21 protein-coding genes and 1 pseudogene are annotated in these 23,460 nt (G+C 45.9%); 21 read left to right on the top strand and 1 reads right to left on the bottom strand.

Translation table 11 applies throughout. The features are described from left to right. Nucleotides 1-2: 2 nt before the first annotated feature. From ispG to oppF, 18 genes and pseudogenes are all read left to right on the top strand, one after another. Nucleotides 3-1,280: a flavodoxin-dependent (E)-4-hydroxy-3-methylbut-2-enyl-diphosphate synthase gene (gene ispG / locus C1H71_RS00505; RefSeq protein WP_130104818.1), complete on the top strand. Its 1,278-nt coding sequence runs from the start codon at nucleotides 3-5 to the stop codon at nucleotides 1,278-1,280. Nucleotides 1,281-1,423: 143 nt separating this feature from the next. Further along, nucleotides 1,424-2,698: a histidine--tRNA ligase gene (gene hisS, locus C1H71_RS00500; protein ID WP_130104817.1), complete on the top strand. Its 1,275-nt coding sequence runs from the start codon at nucleotides 1,424-1,426 to the stop codon at nucleotides 2,696-2,698. A gap of 3 nt (nucleotides 2,699-2,701) precedes the next feature. Next, a complete protein-coding gene (locus C1H71_RS00495) occupies nucleotides 2,702-3,334 on the top strand; it encodes a YfgM family protein (RefSeq protein ID WP_130104816.1) in 633 nt (210 codons plus the stop codon). Next, nucleotides 3,334-4,175: pseudogene (gene bamB / locus C1H71_RS00490) on the top strand (outer membrane protein assembly factor BamB); the annotation flags it as partial. The gene C1H71_RS00495 and the pseudogene bamB, both read left to right, overlap by 1 nt. Then, nucleotides 4,149-4,472, top strand: a complete 324-nt coding sequence (locus tag C1H71_RS21850; RefSeq protein WP_374704466.1) for an outer membrane protein assembly factor BamB family protein — start codon at nucleotides 4,149-4,151, stop codon at nucleotides 4,470-4,472. The pseudogene bamB and the gene C1H71_RS21850, both read left to right, overlap by 27 nt. Beyond that, on the top strand, nucleotides 4,473-5,864 hold the full coding sequence (der, locus tag C1H71_RS00480; RefSeq protein ID WP_130104813.1) for a ribosome biogenesis GTPase Der: 1,392 nt from the start codon (nucleotides 4,473-4,475) through the stop codon (nucleotides 5,862-5,864). A gap of 257 nt (nucleotides 5,865-6,121) precedes the next feature. Beyond that, nucleotides 6,122-6,391: an RNA chaperone Hfq gene (gene hfq, locus C1H71_RS00475; protein WP_130104812.1), complete on the top strand. Its 270-nt coding sequence runs from the start codon at nucleotides 6,122-6,124 to the stop codon at nucleotides 6,389-6,391. 123 nt (nucleotides 6,392-6,514) lie between these two features. Beyond that, complete coding sequence (gene hflX / locus C1H71_RS00470) at nucleotides 6,515-7,639, top strand: GTPase HflX (protein ID WP_130104811.1); 1,125 nt, start codon at nucleotides 6,515-6,517, stop codon at nucleotides 7,637-7,639. After that, complete coding sequence (gene hflK / locus C1H71_RS00465) at nucleotides 7,626-8,795, top strand: FtsH protease activity modulator HflK (protein WP_130104810.1); 1,170 nt, start codon at nucleotides 7,626-7,628, stop codon at nucleotides 8,793-8,795. Before hflX ends, hflK begins: the two co-directional genes overlap by 14 nt. Nucleotides 8,796-8,807: 12 nt before the next feature. After that, nucleotides 8,808-9,677, top strand: coding sequence for a protease modulator HflC (gene hflC, locus C1H71_RS00460; RefSeq protein WP_130104809.1), 870 nt, complete (start codon nucleotides 8,808-8,810; stop codon nucleotides 9,675-9,677). Between the two features lie 268 nt (nucleotides 9,678-9,945). Then, entirely contained in the window at nucleotides 9,946-11,097 is a 1,152-nt protein-coding gene (locus C1H71_RS00455) for an ATP phosphoribosyltransferase regulatory subunit (RefSeq protein ID WP_130104808.1), read from the top strand. A 115-nt stretch (nucleotides 11,098-11,212) separates the two neighbouring features. Continuing rightward, the gene (locus C1H71_RS00450) at nucleotides 11,213-12,508 is read left to right on the top strand and encodes an adenylosuccinate synthase (RefSeq protein WP_130104807.1); all 1,296 of its coding nucleotides are present in this window, start codon (nucleotides 11,213-11,215) and stop codon (nucleotides 12,506-12,508) included. Between the two features lie 938 nt (nucleotides 12,509-13,446). After that, on the top strand, nucleotides 13,447-14,475 hold the full coding sequence (locus C1H71_RS00445) for a porin (RefSeq protein WP_130104806.1): 1,029 nt from the start codon (nucleotides 13,447-13,449) through the stop codon (nucleotides 14,473-14,475). Between the two features lie 124 nt (nucleotides 14,476-14,599). Next, entirely contained in the window at nucleotides 14,600-16,207 is a 1,608-nt protein-coding gene (locus C1H71_RS00440; protein ID WP_262488352.1) for a peptide ABC transporter substrate-binding protein, read from the top strand. A gap of 140 nt (nucleotides 16,208-16,347) precedes the next feature. Continuing rightward, nucleotides 16,348-17,268: an oligopeptide ABC transporter permease OppB gene (gene oppB, locus C1H71_RS00435; RefSeq protein ID WP_130104805.1), complete on the top strand. Its 921-nt coding sequence runs from the start codon at nucleotides 16,348-16,350 to the stop codon at nucleotides 17,266-17,268. A gap of 14 nt (nucleotides 17,269-17,282) precedes the next feature. Beyond that, nucleotides 17,283-18,182, top strand: a complete 900-nt coding sequence (locus C1H71_RS00430) for an ABC transporter permease subunit (protein WP_130104804.1) — start codon at nucleotides 17,283-17,285, stop codon at nucleotides 18,180-18,182. 12 nt (nucleotides 18,183-18,194) lie between these two features. Beyond that, on the top strand, nucleotides 18,195-19,187 hold the full coding sequence (locus C1H71_RS00425; RefSeq protein ID WP_130104803.1) for an oligopeptide/dipeptide ABC transporter ATP-binding protein: 993 nt from the start codon (nucleotides 18,195-18,197) through the stop codon (nucleotides 19,185-19,187). Then, a complete protein-coding gene (gene oppF, locus C1H71_RS00420) occupies nucleotides 19,180-20,169 on the top strand; it encodes a murein tripeptide/oligopeptide ABC transporter ATP binding protein OppF (RefSeq protein ID WP_130104802.1) in 990 nt (329 codons plus the stop codon). The genes C1H71_RS00425 and oppF overlap by 8 nt, the downstream gene beginning before the upstream one ends. A 52-nt stretch (nucleotides 20,170-20,221) precedes the next feature. Here the strand turns inward: oppF and trmL are convergent, their stop codons facing one another. Beyond that, nucleotides 20,222-20,686, bottom strand: coding sequence for a tRNA (uridine(34)/cytosine(34)/5-carboxymethylaminomethyluridine(34)-2'-O)-methyltransferase TrmL (trmL, locus tag C1H71_RS00415; protein WP_130104801.1), 465 nt, complete (start codon nucleotides 20,684-20,686; stop codon nucleotides 20,222-20,224). A gap of 92 nt (nucleotides 20,687-20,778) precedes the next feature. Between trmL and C1H71_RS00410 the strand changes: the two genes are divergently transcribed. The 3 genes from C1H71_RS00410 to gspF all read left to right on the top strand — a co-directional run bounded on the left by C1H71_RS00410 (nucleotide 20,779) and on the right by gspF (nucleotide 23,444). Then, nucleotides 20,779-21,132, top strand: coding sequence for a hypothetical protein (locus C1H71_RS00410; RefSeq protein ID WP_130104800.1), 354 nt, complete (start codon nucleotides 20,779-20,781; stop codon nucleotides 21,130-21,132). Between the two features lie 91 nt (nucleotides 21,133-21,223). Next, complete coding sequence (gene purU / locus C1H71_RS00405) at nucleotides 21,224-22,075, top strand: formyltetrahydrofolate deformylase (protein ID WP_130104799.1); 852 nt, start codon at nucleotides 21,224-21,226, stop codon at nucleotides 22,073-22,075. Between the two features lie 172 nt (nucleotides 22,076-22,247). After that, entirely contained in the window at nucleotides 22,248-23,444 is a 1,197-nt protein-coding gene (gene gspF / locus C1H71_RS00400; RefSeq protein ID WP_130104798.1) for a type II secretion system inner membrane protein GspF, read from the top strand. Nucleotides 23,445-23,460: the final 16 nt, after the last annotated feature.

Genomic DNA, 23,460 nt, shown 5'->3' with positions numbered 1-23,460 from the left:
TAATGACAACGATTTCAATCCCCCGCCGCAAAACACGCCAAGTCCAGATCGGCAATGTCTGGGTGGGTTCAGACCATCCGGTTGTGGTGCAATCCATGACCAATACCGATACTGCTGATGCTGCTGCTACAACCAAGCAAGTGTATGAGTTATGGAAGGCGGGCTCTGAATTAGTTCGTATCACGGTAAATAGCCCTGAGGCCGCGGCTCAAGTGGCCACCATTCGTGCCAATTTAGATGCGATGGGTTGTGATGTGCCGCTGGTGGGGGATTTTCACTTTAATGGTGATCGCTTGCTGCGGGATTACCCAGACTGCGCGCAGGCCTTGGGCAAGTATCGAATCAACCCTGGTAATGTTGGTAAGGGCAGTAAACGCGACGAAAAGTACGCATTTATGATTGAGCAGGCGATCAAATATAAAAAACCAGTACGCATTGGTGTGAACTGGGGCTCTTTAGATCAAAGCGTTGTCGTTAAACTGATGGATGCCAATGCGAAGCTGGCTCAGCCTTTGTCTGCGGATGCGGTGATGCGTGAGGCATTGATTGTTTCTGCGCTAGAATCCGCAGATCAGGCAATCAGCTGGGGGTTGGACCCAAATCAAATTCTATTGTCGTGCAAGGTATCGCATGTGCAAGATTTGATCTCGGTTTATCGCTCTTTGGCCGCACGCTGTGATTATCCGCTGCATTTGGGCTTGACCGAAGCAGGCATGGGCTCGAAAGGTATTGTTGCCTCCACAGCTGCTTTGTCGGTACTGATGCAAGAGGGGATTGGCGATACGATACGCATCTCTCTTACGCCAGAGCCGGGAGGGGATCGCTGTACTGAAATTATTGTGGCACAAGAAATTTTACAAACGATGGGTTTGCGCTCGTTTACGCCACTTGTGACCGCCTGCCCAGGCTGTGGACGCACTTCTTCAACAGTATTCCAAGAATTAGCATCCAGTATTCAAAGCTTTTTGCGTGAGCAAATGCCAATTTGGCGCTTGCAGTATCCAGGCGTAGCCGATATGACGGTGGCGGTGATGGGGTGTGTCGTGAATGGGCCTGGCGAATCTAAGCTGGCCGATATTGGTATTTCTTTGCCAGGAACGGGAGAGATCCCTGTGTGCCCTGTTTATGTGGATGGTGAAAAAACCGTGACCTTAAAGGGCGATCACATCAGTACCGAGTTCCAAACCATTGTGCTTGATTATGTGCAGACCCGTTATGCCGAGGGTGGTGCGAAGCGTCAGGAAATCAAGCCTAAGGTGATTGCACTGAAGGTAGTTTAAGTCAGTGTGGTGTGTAGGCATGGGAAGGTGTTTTTGCCCATACTTGCAAGTGTATATAATTTGCCGAGTGGGTATGAATAAGCTGCCCATCATCCGAAACTGCGTGGGCAGTTAAAATATGCCCACCCTACATAGTAAATTCAATGTCAAATCAGATTCAAGGTATTCGCGGCATGAACGATGTTCTGCCGGATGCGTCTCCTGCATGGCTTTATTTTGAACACGTGACGCGTGATTGGCTGGCTGCGTATGGCTATAAAAATATTCGGATGCCGATTGTTGAATCGACGCATCTATTTGTACGTGGTGTTGGGGAGCATACCGATATCGTTGAAAAGGAAATGTATTCCTTTGAAGACAAGCTCAATGGTGAAAAGCTAACGCTGCGCCCTGAAGGTACTGCGGGTTGTGTACGCGCTTGTGTAGAGCATGGCCTGCTTTACAATCAAACCCAGCGTCTTTGGTATATGGGCCAGATGTATCGCCATGAACGTCCACAAAAGGGCCGCTATCGCCAGTTTCACCAAGTTGGTGTTGAAGCTTTTGGTATGGCGACACCTGATGTTGATGCCGAAGTAATTTTGATGTTAGCGGATCTTTGGGCGCGATTTGGCTTAAAAAATGTTAGCTTAGAAATCAACTCCTTGGGCGACAAAGAAGAGCGCGCCGCGCATCGTGAAGCTTTGATTGCCTATCTAGAAACCTTTGTCGACATCTTGGATGAAGATGGTAAGCGTCGTCTGTACACCAATCCGCTAAGGGTACTGGATACTAAAAACCCTACCCTGCAAGAAATGGCAGAAAACGCCCCTAAATTAATCGATTTCCTGGGTGATGATTCACGTCAGCATTTCGATGGCGTGAAAGCCTTGCTTGATGTTGCTGGGATTACTTATAAGGTGAATTCGCGTCTAGTGCGCGGCCTTGATTATTACAATCGCACCGTGTTTGAGTGGGTGACTACAGATTTAGGTTCACAAGGCACTATTGCTGCCGGCGGCCGTTACGATTTTTTGGTGGAAATGTTAGGCGGTAAGCCTTGCCCAGCGGTGGGCTTTGGGATGGGAATTGAGCGTATTTTGTTGCTGCTTGAAGAACAAGCTCTACTGGTTCCTGTTGCTGCTCCTGATGCTTATATTGTGCACTTAGGCGACACTGCAGGGCGTTTGGCTTTTGTAACTGCTCAGTTACTGCGCAGCACTGGGCTTAATGTGCTCTTACATTGTGGTGGTGGTAGCTTTAAATCTCAGTTTAAGAAAGCGGATGCTAGCCAAGCACGCTTTGCTGTGGTGATTGGTGAGGCAGAAGCCGAGACAAATACTGCAAATCTAAAAACACTAAATGGCGAAGGCGCGGGCGAACAACGCACGGTTGCTTTGGCTGAACTTGCATTTATTATCTCAAGTAAAGGAAAGTAAAAAATGGCTTTCGATCTACAAGAACAAGAACAAATTGCCGAAATTAAAGCCTTTTGGGATGGTTGGGGTAAGTCTATTGCAGTGGGTCTGTTGATTGTTTTGGTGGCTTATTCTGGCTGGAAGGGCTGGAATGCTTACGTAGAGTCTCAATCTGCGAAGGCGGGCGTGTTATATGCAGAGCTAGACAAGCTGGTCGAGGCAAAAGACATCGCTAAGCTTAAAATTGCCGTTGAATCCTTGAAAAAAGAGTACGCCAGCTCCGCTTATGCACCACGTGCCGCTCTCTTGCTGGCAAAAGCTAGCCTTGGCGCTGGTGATGCAGCTAGCGCAATTGCTCAATTGCAGTGGGTGATTTCCAGCTCTAAAGAAGCGGGTTTGCGCGACGCCGCGCGTTTACGTTTAGCTGCCGTGCAATTAGATCAAAAGAAGTTTGACGATGCATTGTTAACACTCAAAGCCAATGAGGAAAATGGCTTTGCTGGTTTGTTCTTTGAAGCTAAGGGCGATGTATTGCTTTTAAAAGGTGATAAAGCAGCAGCGCGTGAGTCTTATAAGCAAGCTCTGGCTAAATTGCCAAAAGATGCGCCAAATGTGAAATTCGTGGAAGTGAAACTGGAAGCTTTGGGGAATTCTTAATGCAAGCTCTTTATCGCATTGTTGTAGCGTCTTCTTTACTCGCTTTATCTGCTTGTGGCACGGTTAGCAATGCACCAGAGCCATCCCCTCTGCCAGTTGTGGCACAAACCTTACCAGTGGAAACACAATGGCGTGCATCGGTAGGAGATAAAACTCAGTTTCGCTTTGTACCGGCTGTCGATGCTGAGCTGCTAGTGGTTGCTGGCGCGCCAGATAAGTTACGAGCTTTGGATGCAATCACTGGTCAAAGTCGTTGGCAGATTAAAACTGAGCAAGCCATTGCTGGTGGCGTTGGTTTAGGTGCAGATGTGGTGGCAGTAGGCTCAATCAAGGGCGTTGTGCTTACTTATGATCGTACAGGTAAATTTCTTTGGAAGGCGCAAGCTTCCAGCGAAATCATGGCGCCGCCGGCGGTTAGTAATGGCATCGTGGTGGTTAAAACCGGTGATGGTCGAATCAGTGCTTTTGCCGCGGCAGATGGCAAGCAACTGTGGCAGTATCAAAAACAATTGCCATCATTGATTTTACGTAATTATGCCGCAGTCACTATTTCTGGCAATGTGGTTTATGCTGGTATGTCGGGGGGCGTTTAGTTGCTCTCTCATTGCAAGATGGTCGCGTAAAGTGGGATAGCCCTGTGGCCGTTCCGCGTGGTGCGACTGAGCTTGAACGGGTCACCGATGTGGTGGCACCTCCTGTGGTAGATGGTCGCTTGGTTTGCGCGGTTGCCTATCAGGGGCGTGTTGCCTGCTTTGATGCAGCAAGTGGCAGTGCCGCTTGGACACGTGAATTATCGAGTTGGTCTGGTCTGGCGATGGATTATCGCTATGTCTATGCGGTAGATGCTGCGGGTAATGTCAACGCCTTTGAGCGTGACAGTGGCCGAAGTGTTTGGCGTCAAGATAAATTGGCCGCTCGCTCAGTCTCGGCTCCGGCCTTGCTGGGTAAATATTTGGTTGTGGCTGATTTTGCAGGCTATAGCCATTATTTAAATACGGAAGATGGTAGTTTTGTCGCTCAACTGGCTACAGATGGTGCACGTATCGCTGTTTCTCCGCTTGTCGCTGGCGAGCATTTGATTATACAAACGCTCGCTGGTAATGTTTTTTCAATAGGCCTAAAGCAGGGCGCTAAATAAATGAAACCTACAATTGCGCTGGTTGGTCGTCCCAACGTCGGAAAGTCCACGCTATTTAACCGACTGACCAAATCGCGCGACGCACTTGTTCACGATATTCCAGGCCTGACGCGTGACCGTCACTACGGGCACGGTTTGGTTGGCGAAAAGCCTTACCTAGTTGTTGATACGGGTGGTTTTGAACCCGTGGTTGATGAAGGCATTATGTTCGAAATGGCGAGGCAAACGCTGCAAGCCGTGGACGAAGCCGATTGCATTGTCTTTATTGTGGATGGTCGTAACGGCATTACCCCGCAAGATAAAATTATTGCTAATCGCTTACGCCAGTCCACCTGCCCAGTTTGGGTTGCGGTGAACAAGGTGGAGGGGATGAATGCCTCCGTGGTTTGTGCCGATTTCTTTGAATTGGGCTTGGGCCACCCCGTTGCGATCTCCGCATCACACGGCGAAGGTGTGCGTCTTTTATTCAATGAAATTCTTGAAGATTTTCCAGAGCCTGAACCAGAAGAAGATCTTGATCACCCCAAGTTTGCCGTTATTGGCCGCCCTAATGTGGGTAAGTCCACCTTGGTGAATGCCATTTTGGGTGAAGAACGTGTGATTGCATTTGATCAGCCAGGTACAACTCGGGATTCGATTTACATTGAATTTGATCGTAATGATCGCAACTACACCATTATTGATACTGCAGGTGTGCGTAAGCGCGGTAAAGTCACGGATGTGATCGAGAAATTCTCGGTTATCAAAACTATGCAAGCGGTTGAAGACGCTAACGTGGCGGTTTTGGTATTAGATGCAACTCAAGAAGTCTCTGATCAAGATGCACGTATTGCTAGCTTTGTGCTAGAAACAGGGCGCGCCTTGGTCGTGGCGATCAATAAGTGGGAGTCCACAGATCAGTTCCAAAAAGATATGATCAAGCGTGAAATTGATCGTAAATTGGGCTTTTTGGAGTTTGCTAAATTCCATTATATTTCAGCGTTAAAAGGTCAAGGCGTGGGTGATTTATTTGCCTCAATTGACCAAGCTTATGCTGCTGCAATGATTAAAATTCCCACGCCTAAGCTTACGCGTGGTTTAGAAATTGCACTTGAGCGTCAACAGCCACCACTTGCTGGCAAAATTCGCCCTAAAATGCGTTATTGCCATCAAGGCGGTACTAATCCACCAGTGGTGATTGTTCACGGTAATGCTTTGGAAAAAGTGCCAGACTCTTACTGGCGGTATCTTGAACATCATTTTATGAAGATGTTTAATTTGCAAGGCACACCGTTGCGTGTGCAGTTTAAAAAGAATGTTAATCCTTACGAGCATAAAAAACCGACGGGTGCTAAGGCAATGCCTATGCTGCATTTGAAGGGTAGTAAACCTAAAAAATACGGTAAACGCTGATAAAGTCTGAAAGTATTTCGGAATTTGTGCACTTGGCATAGAATGTATTTTGTACTATAACAGTCCGTTGAAAAACGAAGCAGGAAGGCAAATAAGTAAGAAATAAGGGTTAAATTCAGCTATTTATAGCGAATAGATATGGTTTTTTTCTTTGTGGCTTAGGTTTTTTGTGTTTTTTGCTAACTTTTCATCGGACTGACAAGCGTAAGACCCAACTGTCTCTATCAAGATATAACAAGAATTTGGAGAAAAAAATAATGAGCGCTAAGGGGCAAATGTTGCAAGACCCATTCTTGAACGTACTGCGTAAAGAGCATGTGCCTGTTTACATTTATTTGGTGAATGGGATTAAATTACAGGGGCAAATCGAGTCTTTTGACCAATACGTTGTTCTATTGCGTAATAATGTAACGCAAATGGTCTATAAGCACGCTATTTCAACTGTTGTGCCATCTCGCCCTGTTTCTATTCCGCATGAGCACGCAGGGCAATTGTCACCTGCTGATGTTGTGGTTGATGCTGGATAGATTTTTGAATCTATTAGTTAGAGGCAGCAGTACAGTTTAAAAACCCCGATTGACTGGGTCTTTCGGGGTTTTTTGTGTTGGGCCAAACGGCTTTACACGGTGTTTTTGATTAAAAGGTCATGCATGTTTGAGCGCCATAAGGGTGGAGACAGGGCTGTCTTGGTTTGCCTTGACTTTGGTGAGGTGGATTATCAAGATGGTGCTGAGGAATTCGTTCAGCTGGTAGAAAGTGCGGGTGCAAATATTCTTGCAACCGTTGAGGGTAAGCGCAGTAGGCCAGATCGTGCTTATTTTGCAGGGACGGGTAAGGTTCAAGAAATTGCTGAAGTAGTTCGTGCTCATGAGGCAGAGTTGGTTATTTTTAATCACGCTCTTTCCCCTTCGCAAGAACGTAATTTAGAAAAAGTATTGCAATGTCGTGTTGTCGACCGTACTACGCTGATTTTAGATATCTTCGCCCAGCGAGCGCGTACTGCAGAAGGTAAATTACAAGTTGAATTGGCGCAGTTGTCGCATATTTCGACTCGGCTTATCCGCGGTTGGACTCACCTGGAAAGACAAAAAGGTGGGATTGGCATGCGTGGGCCAGGTGAGTCTCAGTTAGAAACAGATCGCCGTTTGCTTGGTGCTCGGGTTAAGCGCCTAAAAGATCAATTGGCAACGGTACAAAAGCAGCGTGCTACTCAGCGCCGAGCGCGTGAGCGTAATCGTCAATTTAGTGTGGCAATTGTGGGCTATACCAATGCAGGAAAGTCGTCTTTATTTAATGCATTAACTAAATCGAAGATTTACGTTGCAGATCAATTGTTTGCAACATTAGATACAACATCAAGAAAGCTATATCTTGATCCAGAGCATTCGATTGTATTGTCGGATACAGTGGGTTTTATTCGGCAATTGCCGCATACTTTAGTCGCGGCATTTCACGCTACTTTAGAGGAAACAATTCAAGCTGATTTGCTTTTACATGTGGTGGATGTGAATCATCCATTGCGTGATATGCAGATTATTGAGGTGAATAAAGTATTAAGTGAGATTGGTGCGGAACGTATTCCACAATTGATGGTCAATAATAAGATTGATCTGCGCGACATGCCTCCGAGTGTTGATCACGACGAGTATGGTAGAATTTGCGCAGTGCGTTTGAGTGCTACCCAAGGGACAGGGCTTGATGCACTTCGTGCCGCGCTGCTTGAGGCTTTAAGCCATCCACTAAAAACAGCTGAGTTAACTAATGAGTCAAAATGACCCGCAATGGGGCGGTCGCCGTAATGGCCCGCCTGATCTGGATGAAATTATTAGAAATATCACAAGCAAAATCTCTCGCCTATTTGGCGGAGATGGCTCACCCCAGCAGCAGGGGGGTGGCAATAGCCGCGCCGGTGCAGGTGCTGCTGTTGTAGTTGCTGTTGCAGTAGCCGTGCTTTGGGCCGCATCTGGGTTTTATGTGGTTGATGAGCGTGAAAATGCGGTAATCATGCGTTTTGGTCGTTATGTAGAAACGGTAGAAAAGCCGGGTCTGCATTGGCATTTGCCATGGCCGGTTGAATCACGCGAAATCGTGAATATGACGGAAATTCGTAGCTTAGAAGTCGGAACACCTGGTAGTGAAGGTCGTGCAGGGGACGAATCGATGATGCTGACTGGGGATCAAAATATCCTCGAAGTGCGTCTGGAAGTGCAATACAACCTGAAGTCTGCTCATGACTTTGTATTCTTTAACCGCACAACAGACCGTGATGCTAAAGATTTAGTTAAGCAGATTGCTCAAACTGCGATTCGTGAAGTCGTAGGTAAGAATAAAGTCGATTACGTGCTCAATGAAGGGCGCGGCAAAATCGGTGAAGATACTAAGGAAATCGTCCAAAACCTGCTGGATCGTTACGGCGTAGGGGTTGCGGTTTCTCGTGTGAACATCTCTGATGTACAGCCGCCTGATCAGGTGCAAGCTGCATTCTCTGACGCGGTAAAAGCGCGTCAAGATAAAGCGCGTTTGATTAACGAAGGTACGGCTTACGCGAATGATGTGATTCCTAAGGCGGGCGGTATGGCAGCACGTCTTTCGGAAGAATCTGAAGGTTATCGCTCACGCGTTGTTTCGCAAGCAGAAGGGGATGCATCCCGCTTTAAGCAGGTGGCTGCAGAGTATGCGAAAGCGCCACAAGTGACGCGGGACCGGATGTACTTTGACACGATGCAGCAAGTGTTCCAAAACACGACAAAGTTGTTGATCGATCAAAAATCGAGTGGCAATTTGCTTTACCTGCCTTTGGATAAATTAATGCAAATGACAACGCCAGCGGCGGCTCCTGCGCCTGCAGACGCGGCTAAAATGGCTGAGCCTAGTGCAGCAAATGATGCTGCCAATCGTAATGTTCGCGCTTCAACGCGCGACGGCCGCTAAGGGGAGAGCAGCATGAATCGAATTCTTTCTACTTTAGCCTTGGTATTGTTGGCTTTGTTTGTGTTCTCACTGTCATTCTTTACTGTTGATCAACGCCAATATGCGGTGGTGTTTCAGTTTTCTGAAGCAGTGCGAGTGATTACAAATCCAGGTATTAATTTCAAAGTGCCTTTGTTACAAGAAGTGCGTTATTTTGATAAACGTATTTTGACTATTGACGAAGAAGCGCCTGCGCGTATTCAAACTATCGAAAAGATGAACGTAAAGGTCGATAGTTTTATTAAGTGGAAAATCGTTGATGTAGAAAAGTACTACAAAGCGGTGGGTGTTGATCAGCGTAAGGCAGTAGAGCGTTTACGCAATACTGTTAATAATATGCTGCGCGATGAGTTTGGTAAGCGCACGGTGCAAGATGTGATTTCAGGCAAGCGCGATGAGGTGATGGATACGGTACGCAAAGTGGCTGATTCTGATGCTGCACGGATTGGCGTGCAAGTGATCGACGTGCGGATCAAGCGTGTTGAGCTAGAAGACGCTACGCTCAATTCTGTGTACGAACGTATGCAGTCAGAGCGTAAAGCGGTGGCGAATCAAATGCGTGCTGAAGGCTCGGCTGAAGCTGAAAAGATCAAGGCTGATGCAGATCGCCAGCGTGAAGTTACTTTGGCAAATGCTTACAACAAAGCTCAGCAAATTAAGGGTGATGGCGATGCAAAAGCTGCTGCTATTTATGGCGAAGCTTATGGGCGTAATCCAGAGTTCTACTCGTTCTATAAGAGCATGGATGCCTACAAGCAAAGTTTTGCGAAGAAGACTGATGTGATGGTGGTTGATCCTAGCTCAGAATTCTTTAAGTATATGAAGAATCCTAAGGCTAAATAAGTGGTTTATGGATTGGTTTTTTGCACTGACTTTGCTGTTTGTTAGCCTAGTGCAAAAAACGTTGGTCTTAATGGTGGTAAAATAGCTTTAAGTTAGCTCTTAGGTTTAGCTTTGTTGCTTGGCTAGATCTCTCTTAATAGATTGTTTGAAAAGCATCATGGCGCTACAAGTCATTTATCTGAAATGACTTGAGGTGCTTTCAAATGGTCGATGCTTGTGCCCGCACCGTACACCAAGTACGGGCGGGCCTTTGTTTGAAGAAAACTAAATGCGTAATTGGATACTACCCGAGTATATTTCCGATGTTTTGCCTTCAGAAGCTCGGCAGATTGAGGCATTGCGCCGTAAAGTGTTGGATCTATTTGCCTGCTATGGTTATGAGCAAGTTGCCCCACCTTTGATCGAGTATGTTGAGTCTCTGTTTACACAAGATGACAGTGCGCTTGATTTAAAAACATTTAAATTGGTCGACGAATTGACGGGTCGACAAATGGGCTTGCGTGCAGATATCACCCCGCAAGTCGCTAGAATTGATGCACATATTTTGAATCGTCAAGGTGTTACGCGGCTTTGTTATGCAGGGTCTGTGGTGAATACTCGGCCAGATGGCGTGTTGTCCACGCGTGAACCTCGGCAAATTGGCGCGGAAATTTATGGTTGTGCAGGCGTTGCTGCTGATGTAGAGGCTGTGGAGTTGATGTTTGCCGCTTTGGCTTTGGCGGGCTTAAGTGAGCCGCGTCTAGATATTGGGCATATTGGTTTGTTTGATGCTTTAGCAGATGCTGCAAATTTACAGGGTAATCAGCGGGCAGAAGTATTTGCTGCTATTCAGCAAAAAGATGTCGCCACTATTCAAGAAACAACGGCTGGCATTCCTGCTGATTTACAGGCTGGATTATTATTGCTACCAACATTCTATGGAAGTAGCGAGGTACTGGCTCATGCGCGAGCAAAATTACCTCAGCTACCAAGGGTTTTGGCTGCACTCGACAGTTTGGAGTTGCTTACCTTGGCCTTGCAGTTGCGTGGGATTGTTGCGCACTTTGATTTATCTGAATTACGCAGTAGTTATTATCATACCGGCTTAGTTTTTGCTGCCTATGCAAAGGGCTTTACCAATGCTGTGGCCCGTGGTGGTCGCTATGATAGCGTAGGGGAAAAGTTTGGCCGATCGAGGCCAGCGACAGGTTTTAGTATGGATTTGCGCGAGTTTTCTGCGCTACCTTTTCCTTCTTTACGGGCTGGGATATTGGCACCAAGTGGAGATGATGCAGCTTTGCGGCTTGCGATTCATGAATTGCGCGATGCAGGCGAGATCGTAATGATAGATCTTGGTGTAGTGGCATCTGAAGTCAGTATTGATCGCATGCTTAGCTTGCAGGATGGGCGGTGGCAGCTCGTTCCCATTGTAAAAGTTTAGGGATTTTAGTTTTTGAGTATGTTTGCCCCAGTAATGGGGCGGGCACATTTAGTGCATGGCGCGTTAATTATTTAAGCGTGTTTTGCTTACTTTGGTTTTAATAGTGAGGTTTGGCATGAGCAGAAATGTGGTCGTGATTGGTACCCAGTGGGGTGACGAAGGTAAAGGCAAGATCGTTGACTGGTTGACTGATCACGCACAAGGCGTGGTTCGTTTTCAGGGTGGTCACAATGCCGGTCATACCCTGTGGGTGGGCGGCAAAAAGACCGTCTTACGTTTAATCCCATCTGGTATTTTGCATGTGGGTAAGGCTTGTTTTATTGGTAATGGCGTGGTGATTTCGCCGGAAGCATTGCTAAAAGAAATTGATGAGCTAGAAGCAGCAGGTGTTGATGTTGCTAGCCGCTTGCGTATTTCAGAAGCTTGCCCTTTGATTTTGCCGTATCACATTGCCATCGATCAGGCGCGTGAAGCAGCAAAAGGCGAGATGAAAATCGGCACAACAGGTCGTGGTATTGGCCCTGCGTACGAAGACAAAATTGCTCGGCGTTCTATCCGTTTGCAAGACTTGTATCATCCAGAGCGCTTTGCTGCCAAGTTAAAAGAAAATCTCGACTGGTACAACTTTGCTCTAAAAAATTATTTCAAAGCTGCAGAAATTGATTTTCAAACGGTTTATGACGAAGCACTGGCCTACGCGGAGCGTATTAAGCCGATGTTGGCCGATGTTTCCCGTACGCTTTATGATATGAATAAAGCTGGCCAGCCACTGTTGTTTGAAGGTGCACAGGGTACTTTGCTGGATATCGATCACGGTACTTATCCTTATGTTACATCCAGCAATTGCGTAGCCGGTGCGGCTTCGGCAGGGGCTGGTGTTGCGCCACAAATGCTGCAGTATGTTTTGGGTATTGTAAAAGCGTACACAACGCGAGTAGGTTCTGGCCCTTTTCCAACTGAGTTGTTTGATGAAGTAGGTGCGGGTCTTGCATCGCGCGGGCATGAGTTTGGCTCGGTTACAGGTCGTGCCCGTCGTTGTGGTTGGTTTGATGCGGCAGCATTGAAGCGCTCTATCCAAATTAACGGTGTGTCTGGGCTTTGTGTAACAAAGTTAGATGTGATGGATAGCATCGAGACTATTAGTATTTGCACAGGTTATATGTTGGATGGTCAGCTGATCGATATCTTGCCAATTGGCGCGGAGCAAATCGCTCGTTGTGAGCCGGTTTATGAGCAAATGCCAGGTTGGTCAGAGTCGACAGTTGGCGTAACAACTTTAGAGGGCTTGCCAGCCAATGCGCGTGCTTATTTGAAACGCATCGAAGAAATCTGCGAAGCGCCAGTTGATATCATTTCGACTGGCCCTGATCGGACGGAAACCATTGTATTGCGTCATCCATATAACGGCTAAAAGGGCATTCAAAGGTTTATACGGCTTGAGTCATTTGCTGGCTTGCTTAATTAATTAGCTTAGTGTCTACCTAAAAAGGGTGGGGTTCTGTGAGGTACAGAGCCCCGCCCTTTTTTTATTGAATTTTAGCCGATGGCTTGGTTAGGTAACTTGCAGTGTTCGCATCTTAGCTACGGAGTTTGTGGTTAAGTGGTGTTGTTCAGAGGTGCCACGATGCGCAGTAATGAATTTGCCACATTTGGTGCGAGAAGCTAAGTAGATGTGTTCATTTGCTGTTGTAAATGATTATTTGTTACTTGATTGGTAAAATTTTTTATGCATATTCTGCGTAATGTTGTGGATTTATAGGGTGATTACCTTGGTGTTTTGTGGTACTTTGTATCTTGATTTTGTCTGTGTTTGATGATCCTTTTGGAGTGTTAAAAAAAAACAACACCATGTGACTAGGGGTTTTTTGGTATTTTTTGTGTTTTTTTTTATTATGTTTATGGAAACTAAGCTGATCGGCGGTGGATAATCGCGTTTACTTGGTCTTGTATTTATGTTTTTTTGTGATAGTTGGTGGTTTAGCTGCGGATTTTAAATCTTCGCATAGGTTGTGTTTTCTCTTTTTAGCACTATTTTGGTGCGTTTTGATTGTTTGCTTGCTAATGCTTAGTGTAATTATTCCCTTGTTGTGTTTGTGGTTTCGTAAGAAATACCTAGCTGTTGCTATGTATGGCTATTTTGGGTTTGCACCAAAATAGGGCGTTTATCTGGTATTGATTTTTAACACAATGAAATAAGCATTGATTGCAATAAGTGTTTTCATTCCTGATTTTGTGGGAGCTGTGGTGAAAAAAATGGTAGGTATACCTGCGCTAGGCAGGCTATAGGAAAAAAGCATATCTTCTTAAGCACACAAGGCAGGTCTTGTTGACCTTAAGGAGAATTTGAAAATGACTGTTAAGAAAATTTTGGCAATTGCCGTAGCTAGTTTGTGCGTAGTTTCATATGCCCAAGCAGATGTAACACTTTATGGTATCGCACAAAAATCACTTGATTACGGCAATGCTGTAAGCGGCACAGGTGAAGCAAATAAATTTTCCCTGCAAGATATTGGTAGCCGTGTTGGTTTTAAAGGCACTGATAAGCTGGATAACGGCTCTAATCTACTGTGGAAGATTGAGTCAGATGTTGGTGGCAATTTTGGCACACGTGAAGCGTGGATTGGTGTTGAAACAAAAGATGCGGGTACTTTGCGTTTTGGTCGAAGCAAAGGTGCTTATGACCTGCTGGTAGAAGCTTTTGATTTGTTTGAAAGCAATACAACCCTAGCTAGCACCTTTAAGGACGCAACTTACCGTACACGCCATGAAAGTGCGGCTTACTACACAACACCAACATGGGGTGGTTTTTCTGCCTCGGTAAATGCGGTGATTGATAACCGCGCTGACATTGCCGGTAGCCAAAAAGGTTACGATGCGACTGCTAACTACACACACAGCAAGTTTGCAATTTATGGTGGCGTGAATAGCCTGAAAAACCAAGCACGCACTAGTGAAACTGGTGGTATTTCGCTTAAGGGCGATGGCAAGATGACTTCATACTTGCTGGGTGCAAAAGTATTCCCAATTGAAGGCCTGCAAATTGGTGCGTTATATCAAAACACTAAGCAAGATATGCTTGCTGGTGGCGAGTTCAAGCGTGATAGCGCTATCGTAATGGCTCAGTACGAAATTGGTAAGTGGGTTCCACGTGTTGGTTATGTTTACCAAGGTGAAGGTAAGGTTGGTGGCACTAAGGTAGTTGCTAAGGCCAATCACTTTGAAATTGGTACTGATTACTACTTAACTAAATCTTCATTATTATATGTTGAAGGTGCTGTAATTCAGAACAAAGATCAAAATACATTCTCTACTAGCATCAGCGATGGTTTAACAAAAACACCTAAAGTAATCAGTGCAGGTATGATTATTTTATTTTAAGTAGTCGTTTTATCTGATGTAACACGGGTTTTTGCCGTGTATCTTTATCTAAGCCACTTCTTTTAAACGGGGAAGTGGCTTATTTTAACCGCCACAAATGGGTATCGCCCTTTAAGGAGACACAATGAACTGGACCATGAAATCAGTCACATTCGCGCTTTCAATTGCATTAGGCGGCGCGGCATTTGCGGCGACGGTGCCTGCTGGCGTTAAGCTTAGCGATAAGCAAGAAATGATTCGTAATAATGGAACAGAAGTAGAATCACTGGATCCTCACCTTGCGGAGACTGTTGGTGCGAATAATATTAGCCGTGATTTGTTTGAAGGCTTAACGACAACAGATAATGAAGGGCGTTTACAGCCAGGCGTAGCAACAAGCTGGAAGCAAACTGACCCAACAACTTGGGTATTTACTTTGCGTAAAGACGCTAAGTTTTCTAATGGTGACCCGATTACAGCGGCTGATTTTGTATATGGTTGGCAACGTTTTCTTGACCCTAAGCTTGCCTCACAGTACGGCACAGCCTATGGTATTTTTGTATTAAATGGACTTGAAATTGCTGAAGGAAAAAAAGCGCCTTCAACGCTAGCTATTAAAGCGATTGATAAATATACGCTCGAAGTAAAAACACCTAACCCAATTACCTACTTACCAAGTGTTTTATCTAATTCACAATTTGCGCCTGTGCATAAGGCAACGGTTGATAAATTTGGTAAGGATTGGACTAAGCCTGGCAATATGGTTGGTAATGGTGCTTATGTACTGAAAGACTGGAAAGTAAATAGCAAAATTGTGATTGAAAAGAATGCTCAATACTGGGATGCCAAGAACACAGTTTTAACACGTGTGACGTATCTTCCAGTAGAAGCGGGCAATGCAGAGTTAAAATTGTATCAGTCGGGTGACAATGATTTCCTTTACCAATTGCCAGCAGGGCAATACGAAAAGCTTAAAAAAGATTTCCCTAATGAAATTAAAAATGGCCCAATGCTGGGGCTGCGCTATTATTCATTAAATAATAAAGATCCAATGATGAAAGATATGCGCGTGCGTAAAGCGCTGTCTATGGTATTGGATCGTGATATTCTGGCGCAAAAAGTGACTGTTGATGGCCAAGTCCCTGCGTATGGTGTGACTATTAAAGGCCTAGAAGGCGCTGATGTCACGACCTACGATTGGGTCCAATGGCCAATGGCGAAGCGCGTAGAAGAAGCCAAGAAGTTATTGGCTGAAGCAGGCGTGAAACCTGGTACAAAAATTAAGTTTACTTATAATACCGATGATTACCATAAAAAAATGGCTTTGTTTGCTTCTTCCGAGTGGAAAAACAAACTGGGTTTAAATACTGAATTAGATAGCCTTGAATTTAAAGTACTATTGAAAAAACGCCACGATGGTGATTTCCAAATTGCCCGCAATGGTTGGGTTGCTGATTACAACGATGCCACCACCTTTCTGACTTTGGTTCAGTGCGGCTCATCGCAAAATGATAATGCTAACTGCAATAAAAAAGCAGAAGAGCTGATTAAGCAGGGGAATGATCAGCAGGATGCTGCTAAACGTAAAGCATTGCTGACGCAAGCAGCAAAAATGATCATGGATGATTACCCAATGATTCCATTGCTGCAATATACCTTGCCGCGTTTGGTTAAATCTTATGTAGGTGGTTATTCAACTAAGAACCCAGTAGATCGCTATTTGTCTAAAGAGTTCTACATTACTAAGCATTGATCTTCTTAAAATTAAACTAAAGAGCGGCCGCTTTGGGTTTTTAACCTAAAGCGGCGTTGTTTTGTATAAGCAGGGCTGCCATAGAGTGGCCCGCATATACGATGTTTATTGCATGCGCAATAAGCGAGAGGGGATGCATAATGTGGTCTTATACATTTCGCCGGGTTCTGGCGACAATTCCTACAATGCTGGCGGTTATTACCGTTTGCTATTTATTACTTCATTTAACACCAGGTGGCCCATTTGATTCAGAGCGCAAAGTATCTGAAGCGGTGCTGGCCAATTTACAAGCCAAATACCATTTGGATTTACCACTTTGGCAGCAATATCTCTATTATTTAAAAGGTTTGTTGCATGGGGATTTAGGTGCTTCTTTTCGCTATGCCGATTGGAGTGTTAATGACCTTGTTTCCGCTGCGCTGCCTGTTTCCTTGACTATTGGTGGTGGTGCTATCTTGCTCTCCATTATTATTGGTGTAGGTTTAGGTATTACTGCTGCGTTAAAACAAAATAGTTTTGTTGATTATTTTGTGATGCTTATTGGTAATATTGGTAGCACCATTCCATCCTTTGTTTTAGGGCCTGTGTTGATCCTGGTCTTTGCTATTTGGATTCCTATCTTGCCGGCCGGTGGTTGGGATGAATTTAATCTGCGCTTTATTATTTTGCCACTTTCCTTGTTAACGTTTATTAACGTATCAACCATTGCTCGTGTGATGCGCGGTAGCTTAATCGAGGTAATGAGTAGCAACTTTATTCGTACCGCTCGTGCTAAAGGCTTGCCATTAAAAACCATCGTATTTCGCCATGCGATTAAGCCTGCCTTATTGCCGGTGGTTTCGGTATTAGGGCCTCTGGCTATTTCCTCTATTACGGCGGCAGTGGTGACTGAATCAGTATTTTCTTTGCCTGGAATTGGTAAATTAATCGTCAATGGGGCAAGTAACCGAGATTACACCTTGGTATTAGGTTTGGTTGTTTTGGTGACCGTGGTTGCGGTATTACTTAATTTATTGGTTGATTTAGCCTACGCGCTACTTGATCCTAAAATTCGTTATTAATAGGCGGGGTTGTCATGTTGTTTCGAAATAAAAAACTCGCCGCAGCTTTAGAAGGTCTGCCGGTAGAAGGTCGTAGCCCGTGGGCGGATGCGCGTCACCGCTTCTTTAAGAATAAAGCAGCAGTAATCAGTGCCATTATTTTGCTGATTATCACTGCAGCCTGTGTTTTTGGACCAATGGCCTTGCCTAATTCTTATGAGGATACTGACTTTGATGCGATGGGCTTAGCACCAACATTACATAATTGGCATCTATTTGGCACCGATGAACTAGGGCGTGATTTATTGGTGCGTAGCCTAATTGGTGGCCGTATTTCGCTGATGATTGGTGTGTTGGCTACCTTAACCTCGGTGGCAATCGGGGTGATATGGGGCGCAACGGCAGGCTTTTTGGGTGGTAAGGTTGATTCGGTGATGATGCGTATTGTCGATATGATGTACGCCATTCCTTATTTATTGATTGCTATTTTGATGGTGACATTATTAGGGCGTGAATTTTATTTGGTCGTGCTAACCATCACCGTATTTGGTTGGATGGATATGGCACGAGTGGTGCGTGGTCAAACATTAGCCATTAAATCTAAAGAGTATATTGAAGCAGCCCATGCGATTGGCGTGCCAACATGGAAAATTATTTTCCGACATGTGGTGCCTAATTTATTAGGTATTGTGGTGATTTACACCACGGTAACGGTGCCAGGTGTGATTCTCACTGAATCTGTACTGTCATTTCTGGGCTTAGGTATTCAAGAGCCTATGACCAGCTGGGGTGTCTTGATTCATGATGGTGCAAGTGTAATGGAAACCACGTCGTGGTTGCTGCTGTTTCCTGCGGCTTTGTTATCTACCACTTTGTATTGTGCCAATTATATCGGTGACGGCATGCGCGATGCACTTGACCCGAAAGACCGCTAAGGAAGCCTCATCATGAGTTTATTGTCAGTAAAAGATTTAGGTGTGCAGTTTGCTACCAATGATGGCTTGGTTAGCGCGGTAAACGGTGTGTCGTTTGAGTTAAATCGTGGCGAAACGCTGGGTATTGTGGGCGAATCCGGCTCGGGCAAAAGCCAGACTGTTTTAGCCTTAATGGGTTTGTTGGCCAAAAACGGTAAAACCCAAGGCAGCGCGATGTTTGATGGGCAAGATTTACTTAAGTTGCCTGCGCAGCAGCTCAATAAGATTCGTGGCAATCGCGTGGCCATGATTTTTCAAGACCCAATGACGTCTTTGAATCCTTACCTTACTGTTGAGCGTCAAATGACCGAAGTGCTCGAGTTGCACAAGGGCATGAGCCGCCGCGATGCCAAACGGCGCTCTATTGAGCTACTCGATGCAGTAAAAATCCCCGAGGCTACTCGGCGCGTGATGATGTATCCGCACGAGTTTTCGGGGGGGATGCGTCAGCGGGTGATGATTGCAATGGCGCTATTGTGCGAGCCTGAGTTATTGATTGCGGATGAGCCAACAACCGCCTTAGATGTCACCGTGCAAGCGCAGATTATTGCGCTGTTAAAAGATCTACAGCGCGATTTTGGTACGGGTATTGTGATGATTACCCACGATTTAGGCGTGGTTGCGGGCCTTTGCGAAAAAGTACTGGTGCTGTACGGTGGCCGAGTCATGGAGCAGGGCAATGCCAGCGATATTTTCTACCGCGCAACGCATCCGTACACGATTGGTTTGCTGGGGGCATTGCCGCGCCTAGATCATGACGATAACGAAAGCTTGATTTCCATCCCAGGTAATCCACCCAATATGGCGCATATGCCGCCGGGCTGTCCGTTTGGCGAGCGTTGTGAGCATGCCTTCGCCCGTTGCCATACAGAATTGCCTTTGCTGCTGCCCGTTACTGCGGGTGGTGTATTACGTGCTTGTCATAAGCCGGTAGCTGAAACAACGTTGGAGGCGGCTCATGTCTGAAACACGTCAACCTATCCTGTCTATTCGCGATTTAAAAGTGCATTTCTCCGTGCGTCAGGGCGTGACATGGCCTTGGCAAGCCAGTAAGCAGCTTAAAGCTGTGGATGGTGTGTCGCTGGATTTATACGCAGGCGAAACGCTTGGTGTTGTGGGGGAGTCAGGTTGTGGTAAATCAACACTGGCTCGCGCTGTGCTTAATTTAATCCCAGCCACCAGCGGTAGCATTGTCTGGATGGGTAAGGAAATGAGGGGTGCCAGTAGCGGTGAGTGGCTAGAAGCACGCAAAGATATTCAGATGATCTTTCAAGATCCGCTGGCGTCTTTAAACCCCCGCATGACCGTGGCGCAAATTATTGCTGAGCCACTAAAAACGCATTACCCAGATATCGCTGAGGCTGAAGTAATGGCCCAAGTCAAAGCGATTATGGTGCGTGTTGGCTTACGCGAGCAGCAAATTAACCGTTATCCGCATGAGTTTTCAGGCGGGCAATGCCAGCGTATCGGTATTGCGCGGGCGCTGATTATGAAGCCTAAGCTGATTGTGTGTGATGAGCCGGTTTCTGCGCTAGATGTATCCATTCAAGCGCAAATTGTAAATTTGCTTAAAGAATTACAGCGTGAAATGGGCATGGCGCTGATCTTTATTGCTCACGATTTAGCCGTGGTGAAGCATATTAGCGATCGTATTTTGGTGATGTATTTGGGCCATGAAATGGAGCTGGCTAAAAAAGCAGCACTGTATGCTAGCCCAAGTCATCCTTATACCCAAGCCTTGCTCTCGGCGATTCCTATCCCTGATCCTGAGCGGGAAAAAACCAAGGTGATTCAGATCTTGCAAGGCGAGTTGCCAAGCCCGATCAATCCACCTTCGGGCTGTGTATTCAGAACGCGTTGTCCAAAGGCAGAATCGCAGTGTGCGGATAAAGTGCCAAAACTGCGTGAATTAAGCCCTGTTACACAGGCTGCGTGTTTATTGGCTTAGTTTTTTAAAAGAACTTTAGGCTTTAGGGGTGTGGCATGCCGTGCCCCTTATTTTATAAGGCCCCAATAAAATCCATTTGTCGCCAAGCTTCAAACACCGTAATGGCCACCGCATTGGATAAGTTTAAGCTGCGGTTATCTGGCATCATGGGTAAGCGGATGCGCCGATCGGCGGCAAACTCAGCACGGATTTCTTCGGGTAGGCCGCGGGTTTCTGGGCCAAACACAAAAACGTCATCTTTTTTATACACAATACGGTCGTGCCGCGTTGAGCCTTTGGTTGTCATTGCAAAAAAGCGATGACCTTCTAAGGCTACTTTGCAGTCTGCCCATGACTCATGAATTTTCATGGTAGAAAACTCGTGGTAATCCAAGCCTGCACGGCGCATGCGCTTATCTTCGAGCTCAAAGCCAAGTGGCTTAACCAAGTGCAGGGAGCACCCTGTATTGGCAGCAAGGCGGATCACATTGCCGGTGTTCGGCGGGATTTCTGGCTGAAATAGTACGATGTGGAACATATAGTAAGCTGATCGGTGGCAGGCGAAATGCCTTGTATTAAACAAATGGAAACCCAGAATAAAGAATGTACTGTTTTTTTTCTGGGGGAGCGATGGACTTCATTCACGAAGAGATTTTACTTGCTGCGGCACGTATGGCAAGTTTAGATAAAATGAGCGCAGAAGAAACCATTGCCGTTATTTTTAGGGCAATCGATCACGAGATGATGGGGCCAGATGGACAATCTTTCAACCCTGCTCGTATTGATGGGGTGGGTATGGCGATTTATGCCGCAATGTTTGACTATCCGTTTTCTCTGATAGAAACCCCTGATGATGGTTTGTTTTGGCGAGCAAGAATACCTAAACACGGCTTTAGTCCACCTTTTGAGCAATTACTCAATGCCGGAAAAACAAGGGTTGAGCTTTGCCGCAAAGAGCAAACAAAGCGTTTGGAGCCGCTTTAATCGATTAACATCACCCCAGAATGGGGAGGGGTGATGTTTTCAGAGCAGTGTTGCTGTTAGAATTAGCTATAGATTTTACTTGAGTCACTGAATGAATACCGCAACATTACTGATCAGTTGTCCAGATCGAAAAGGTTTATCCGCAGCAATCGCTAATTTTCTGTATACCTATAACGCCAATATTGTTCATGCCGATCAGCATCAAGATGAAACAGAAAATCTGTTTTTGATGCGAGTAGAGTGGGATGTGACTGACTTTACTTTAGATATGAACGCGTTTGAGCCTGCATTTCAGCCTATTGCCGATCGCTTTCAAATGACATGGTCGGTGGCTTTGTCAGCATGTCGCCCCAAGGTTGCTATTTTTGTGTCTAAATATGATCACTGTTTGGTCGATTTATTGCATAGGCATAAAGGCGGTGAGCTGCGTTGTGATATCCCTTTAATTATCTCTAACCATGAAGATTGCAGTGGTTTGGCTGATTACTACGGTATTCCTTTTCATGTGATTAGTGTGAATAAAGATAATAAAGTTGAATCTGAGCAAACCCAGCGTGCTTTGCTAGAAGCCAATCACATTGATTTAATTGTGCTTGCTCGTTATATGCAGGTGTTAAGTCATGAATTCACTGCTGCTTACCCACAGCGGGTGATTAATATTCATCATTCATTTTTACCTGCATTCGAAGGCGCAAAGCCTTATCATCGTGCATTTGCTCGTGGGGTAAAGTTAATTGGTGCAACCAGCCATTATGTAACTGAAGTATTGGATGATGGCCCAATTATCGAGCAAGACGTGATGCGTATTTCGCATCGTGATGATGTTGATATGTTGATACGCAAAGGGCGTGATTTAGAAAGAATGGTGCTTTCTCGCGCTGTGCGCGCTCATTTGGAAAATCGCATTCTGGTTTATTCTAAGAAAACGGTGATTTTTTCTTGATTAGACGACGTTAAAGAGGGCAGAATTAATGTATTAAAAATAAGTTTAGATGCTTGTTTCAATACATATATTCTGCTTTTCTCTACGTGGTTTAACTCTTTATTTAGTGCCTTTAAAATAATAATAAAATGCTCATTCCCGCTCGCTCAATTAGGTTTATAGGATCTTTGCTATGACGGCTTTTCGTTACCGTGCAGTGAACGAGAGCGGCAAGGCTGCGCGTGGTGTTGTTGAAGCTGAAACATCCCGTTTGGCTAAGGGCATTCTGCGCCAACAGGGTCTGTGGGTTTCTGATTTAGAAGAAATCGCCTCCAATGGTGCAAAAGGCGAGCGTGGCCTGGGCACGGCTAAGCTCTCTTTGCTGACCCGTCAGCTGGCTACTTTGCTTGATGCGGGTTTGCCGATTGAGCAGGCGTTATCTGTGCTGATTGAGCAAAGCGAAGTCGAGCGTGAAAAGCAGCTCGTAGCCGCGCTGCGTAGCGAGATTTTGGCTGGCTCATCGCTATCGCAAGCCTTATCGCGCCACCCAAGAGTGTTTCCAGAGTTGTATCGCACCATTGTCAGCGCGGGTGAGGAGTCTGGTAAGGCGGCTGCAGTCATGCAGCGCTTGGCCGATTATTTGGAATCCCGTGCCTCTTTGGCGTCTAAAGTAGGCTTGGCGTTTATTTATCCCGCCGTGGTGATGTTTGTTTCGGCACTGGTGATTGTGGGGCTGCTGACTTGGGTTGTGCCGCAGATGGTGACGGTGTTTCAAAGCGCCAAGCAAACTCTGCCTTTACTCACCCGTTTGCTGCTGTGGGCTAGCGCCTTTGTGCGGGATTGGGGGCTAATATTTTTTGGTCTTTTGGCTATTTTTGGCGCTGGTGGCTGGCATGCTTTAAAAAAACAAGCCGTGCGCCGACAGTTTGATGCTTGGCGTTTAAAGCTACCGCTGATTGGGCGTTTTGAGCGCACGGCTAATACCGCGCAATTAGCGTCTACCTTGGCCATTTTGGTTGGCAGTGGCGTACCCCTATTGAATGCAATGCAGGCCGTGAGTGGCGTTTTGGGTAGCTTGCCACTGCGCGATGCGGTGGCTGAGGCGGCAAAGCAAGTGCGCGAAGGGATGACCTTATCTAGGGCACTGGCTGTGAGCAAAATGTTTCCGCCGGTGCTGATTCATTTGATTGGCAGCGGCGAGGCAACAGGGCGGCTAGAGCATATGCTAGAAAAAGCCGCCGCGCAGCAAACCCAAGAATTAGAAAACCGTGTTTCAACCTTTACTGGCTTGCTTGGCCCCTTAATGGTCTTATTAATGGGCGGCGTGGTCTTGGTGATTGTATTGGCGATTTTATTGCCGGTATTTGAAATGAATCAATTAGTAAAATAATCGTAGTAACAAGGCA

Source organism: Iodobacter fluviatilis (genome assembly GCF_004194535.1).
GTDB classification, from domain to species: Bacteria; Pseudomonadota; Gammaproteobacteria; order Burkholderiales; family Chitinibacteraceae; genus Iodobacter; species Iodobacter fluviatilis_A.
This window is presented reverse-complemented; position numbering and strand designations above follow the sequence as displayed.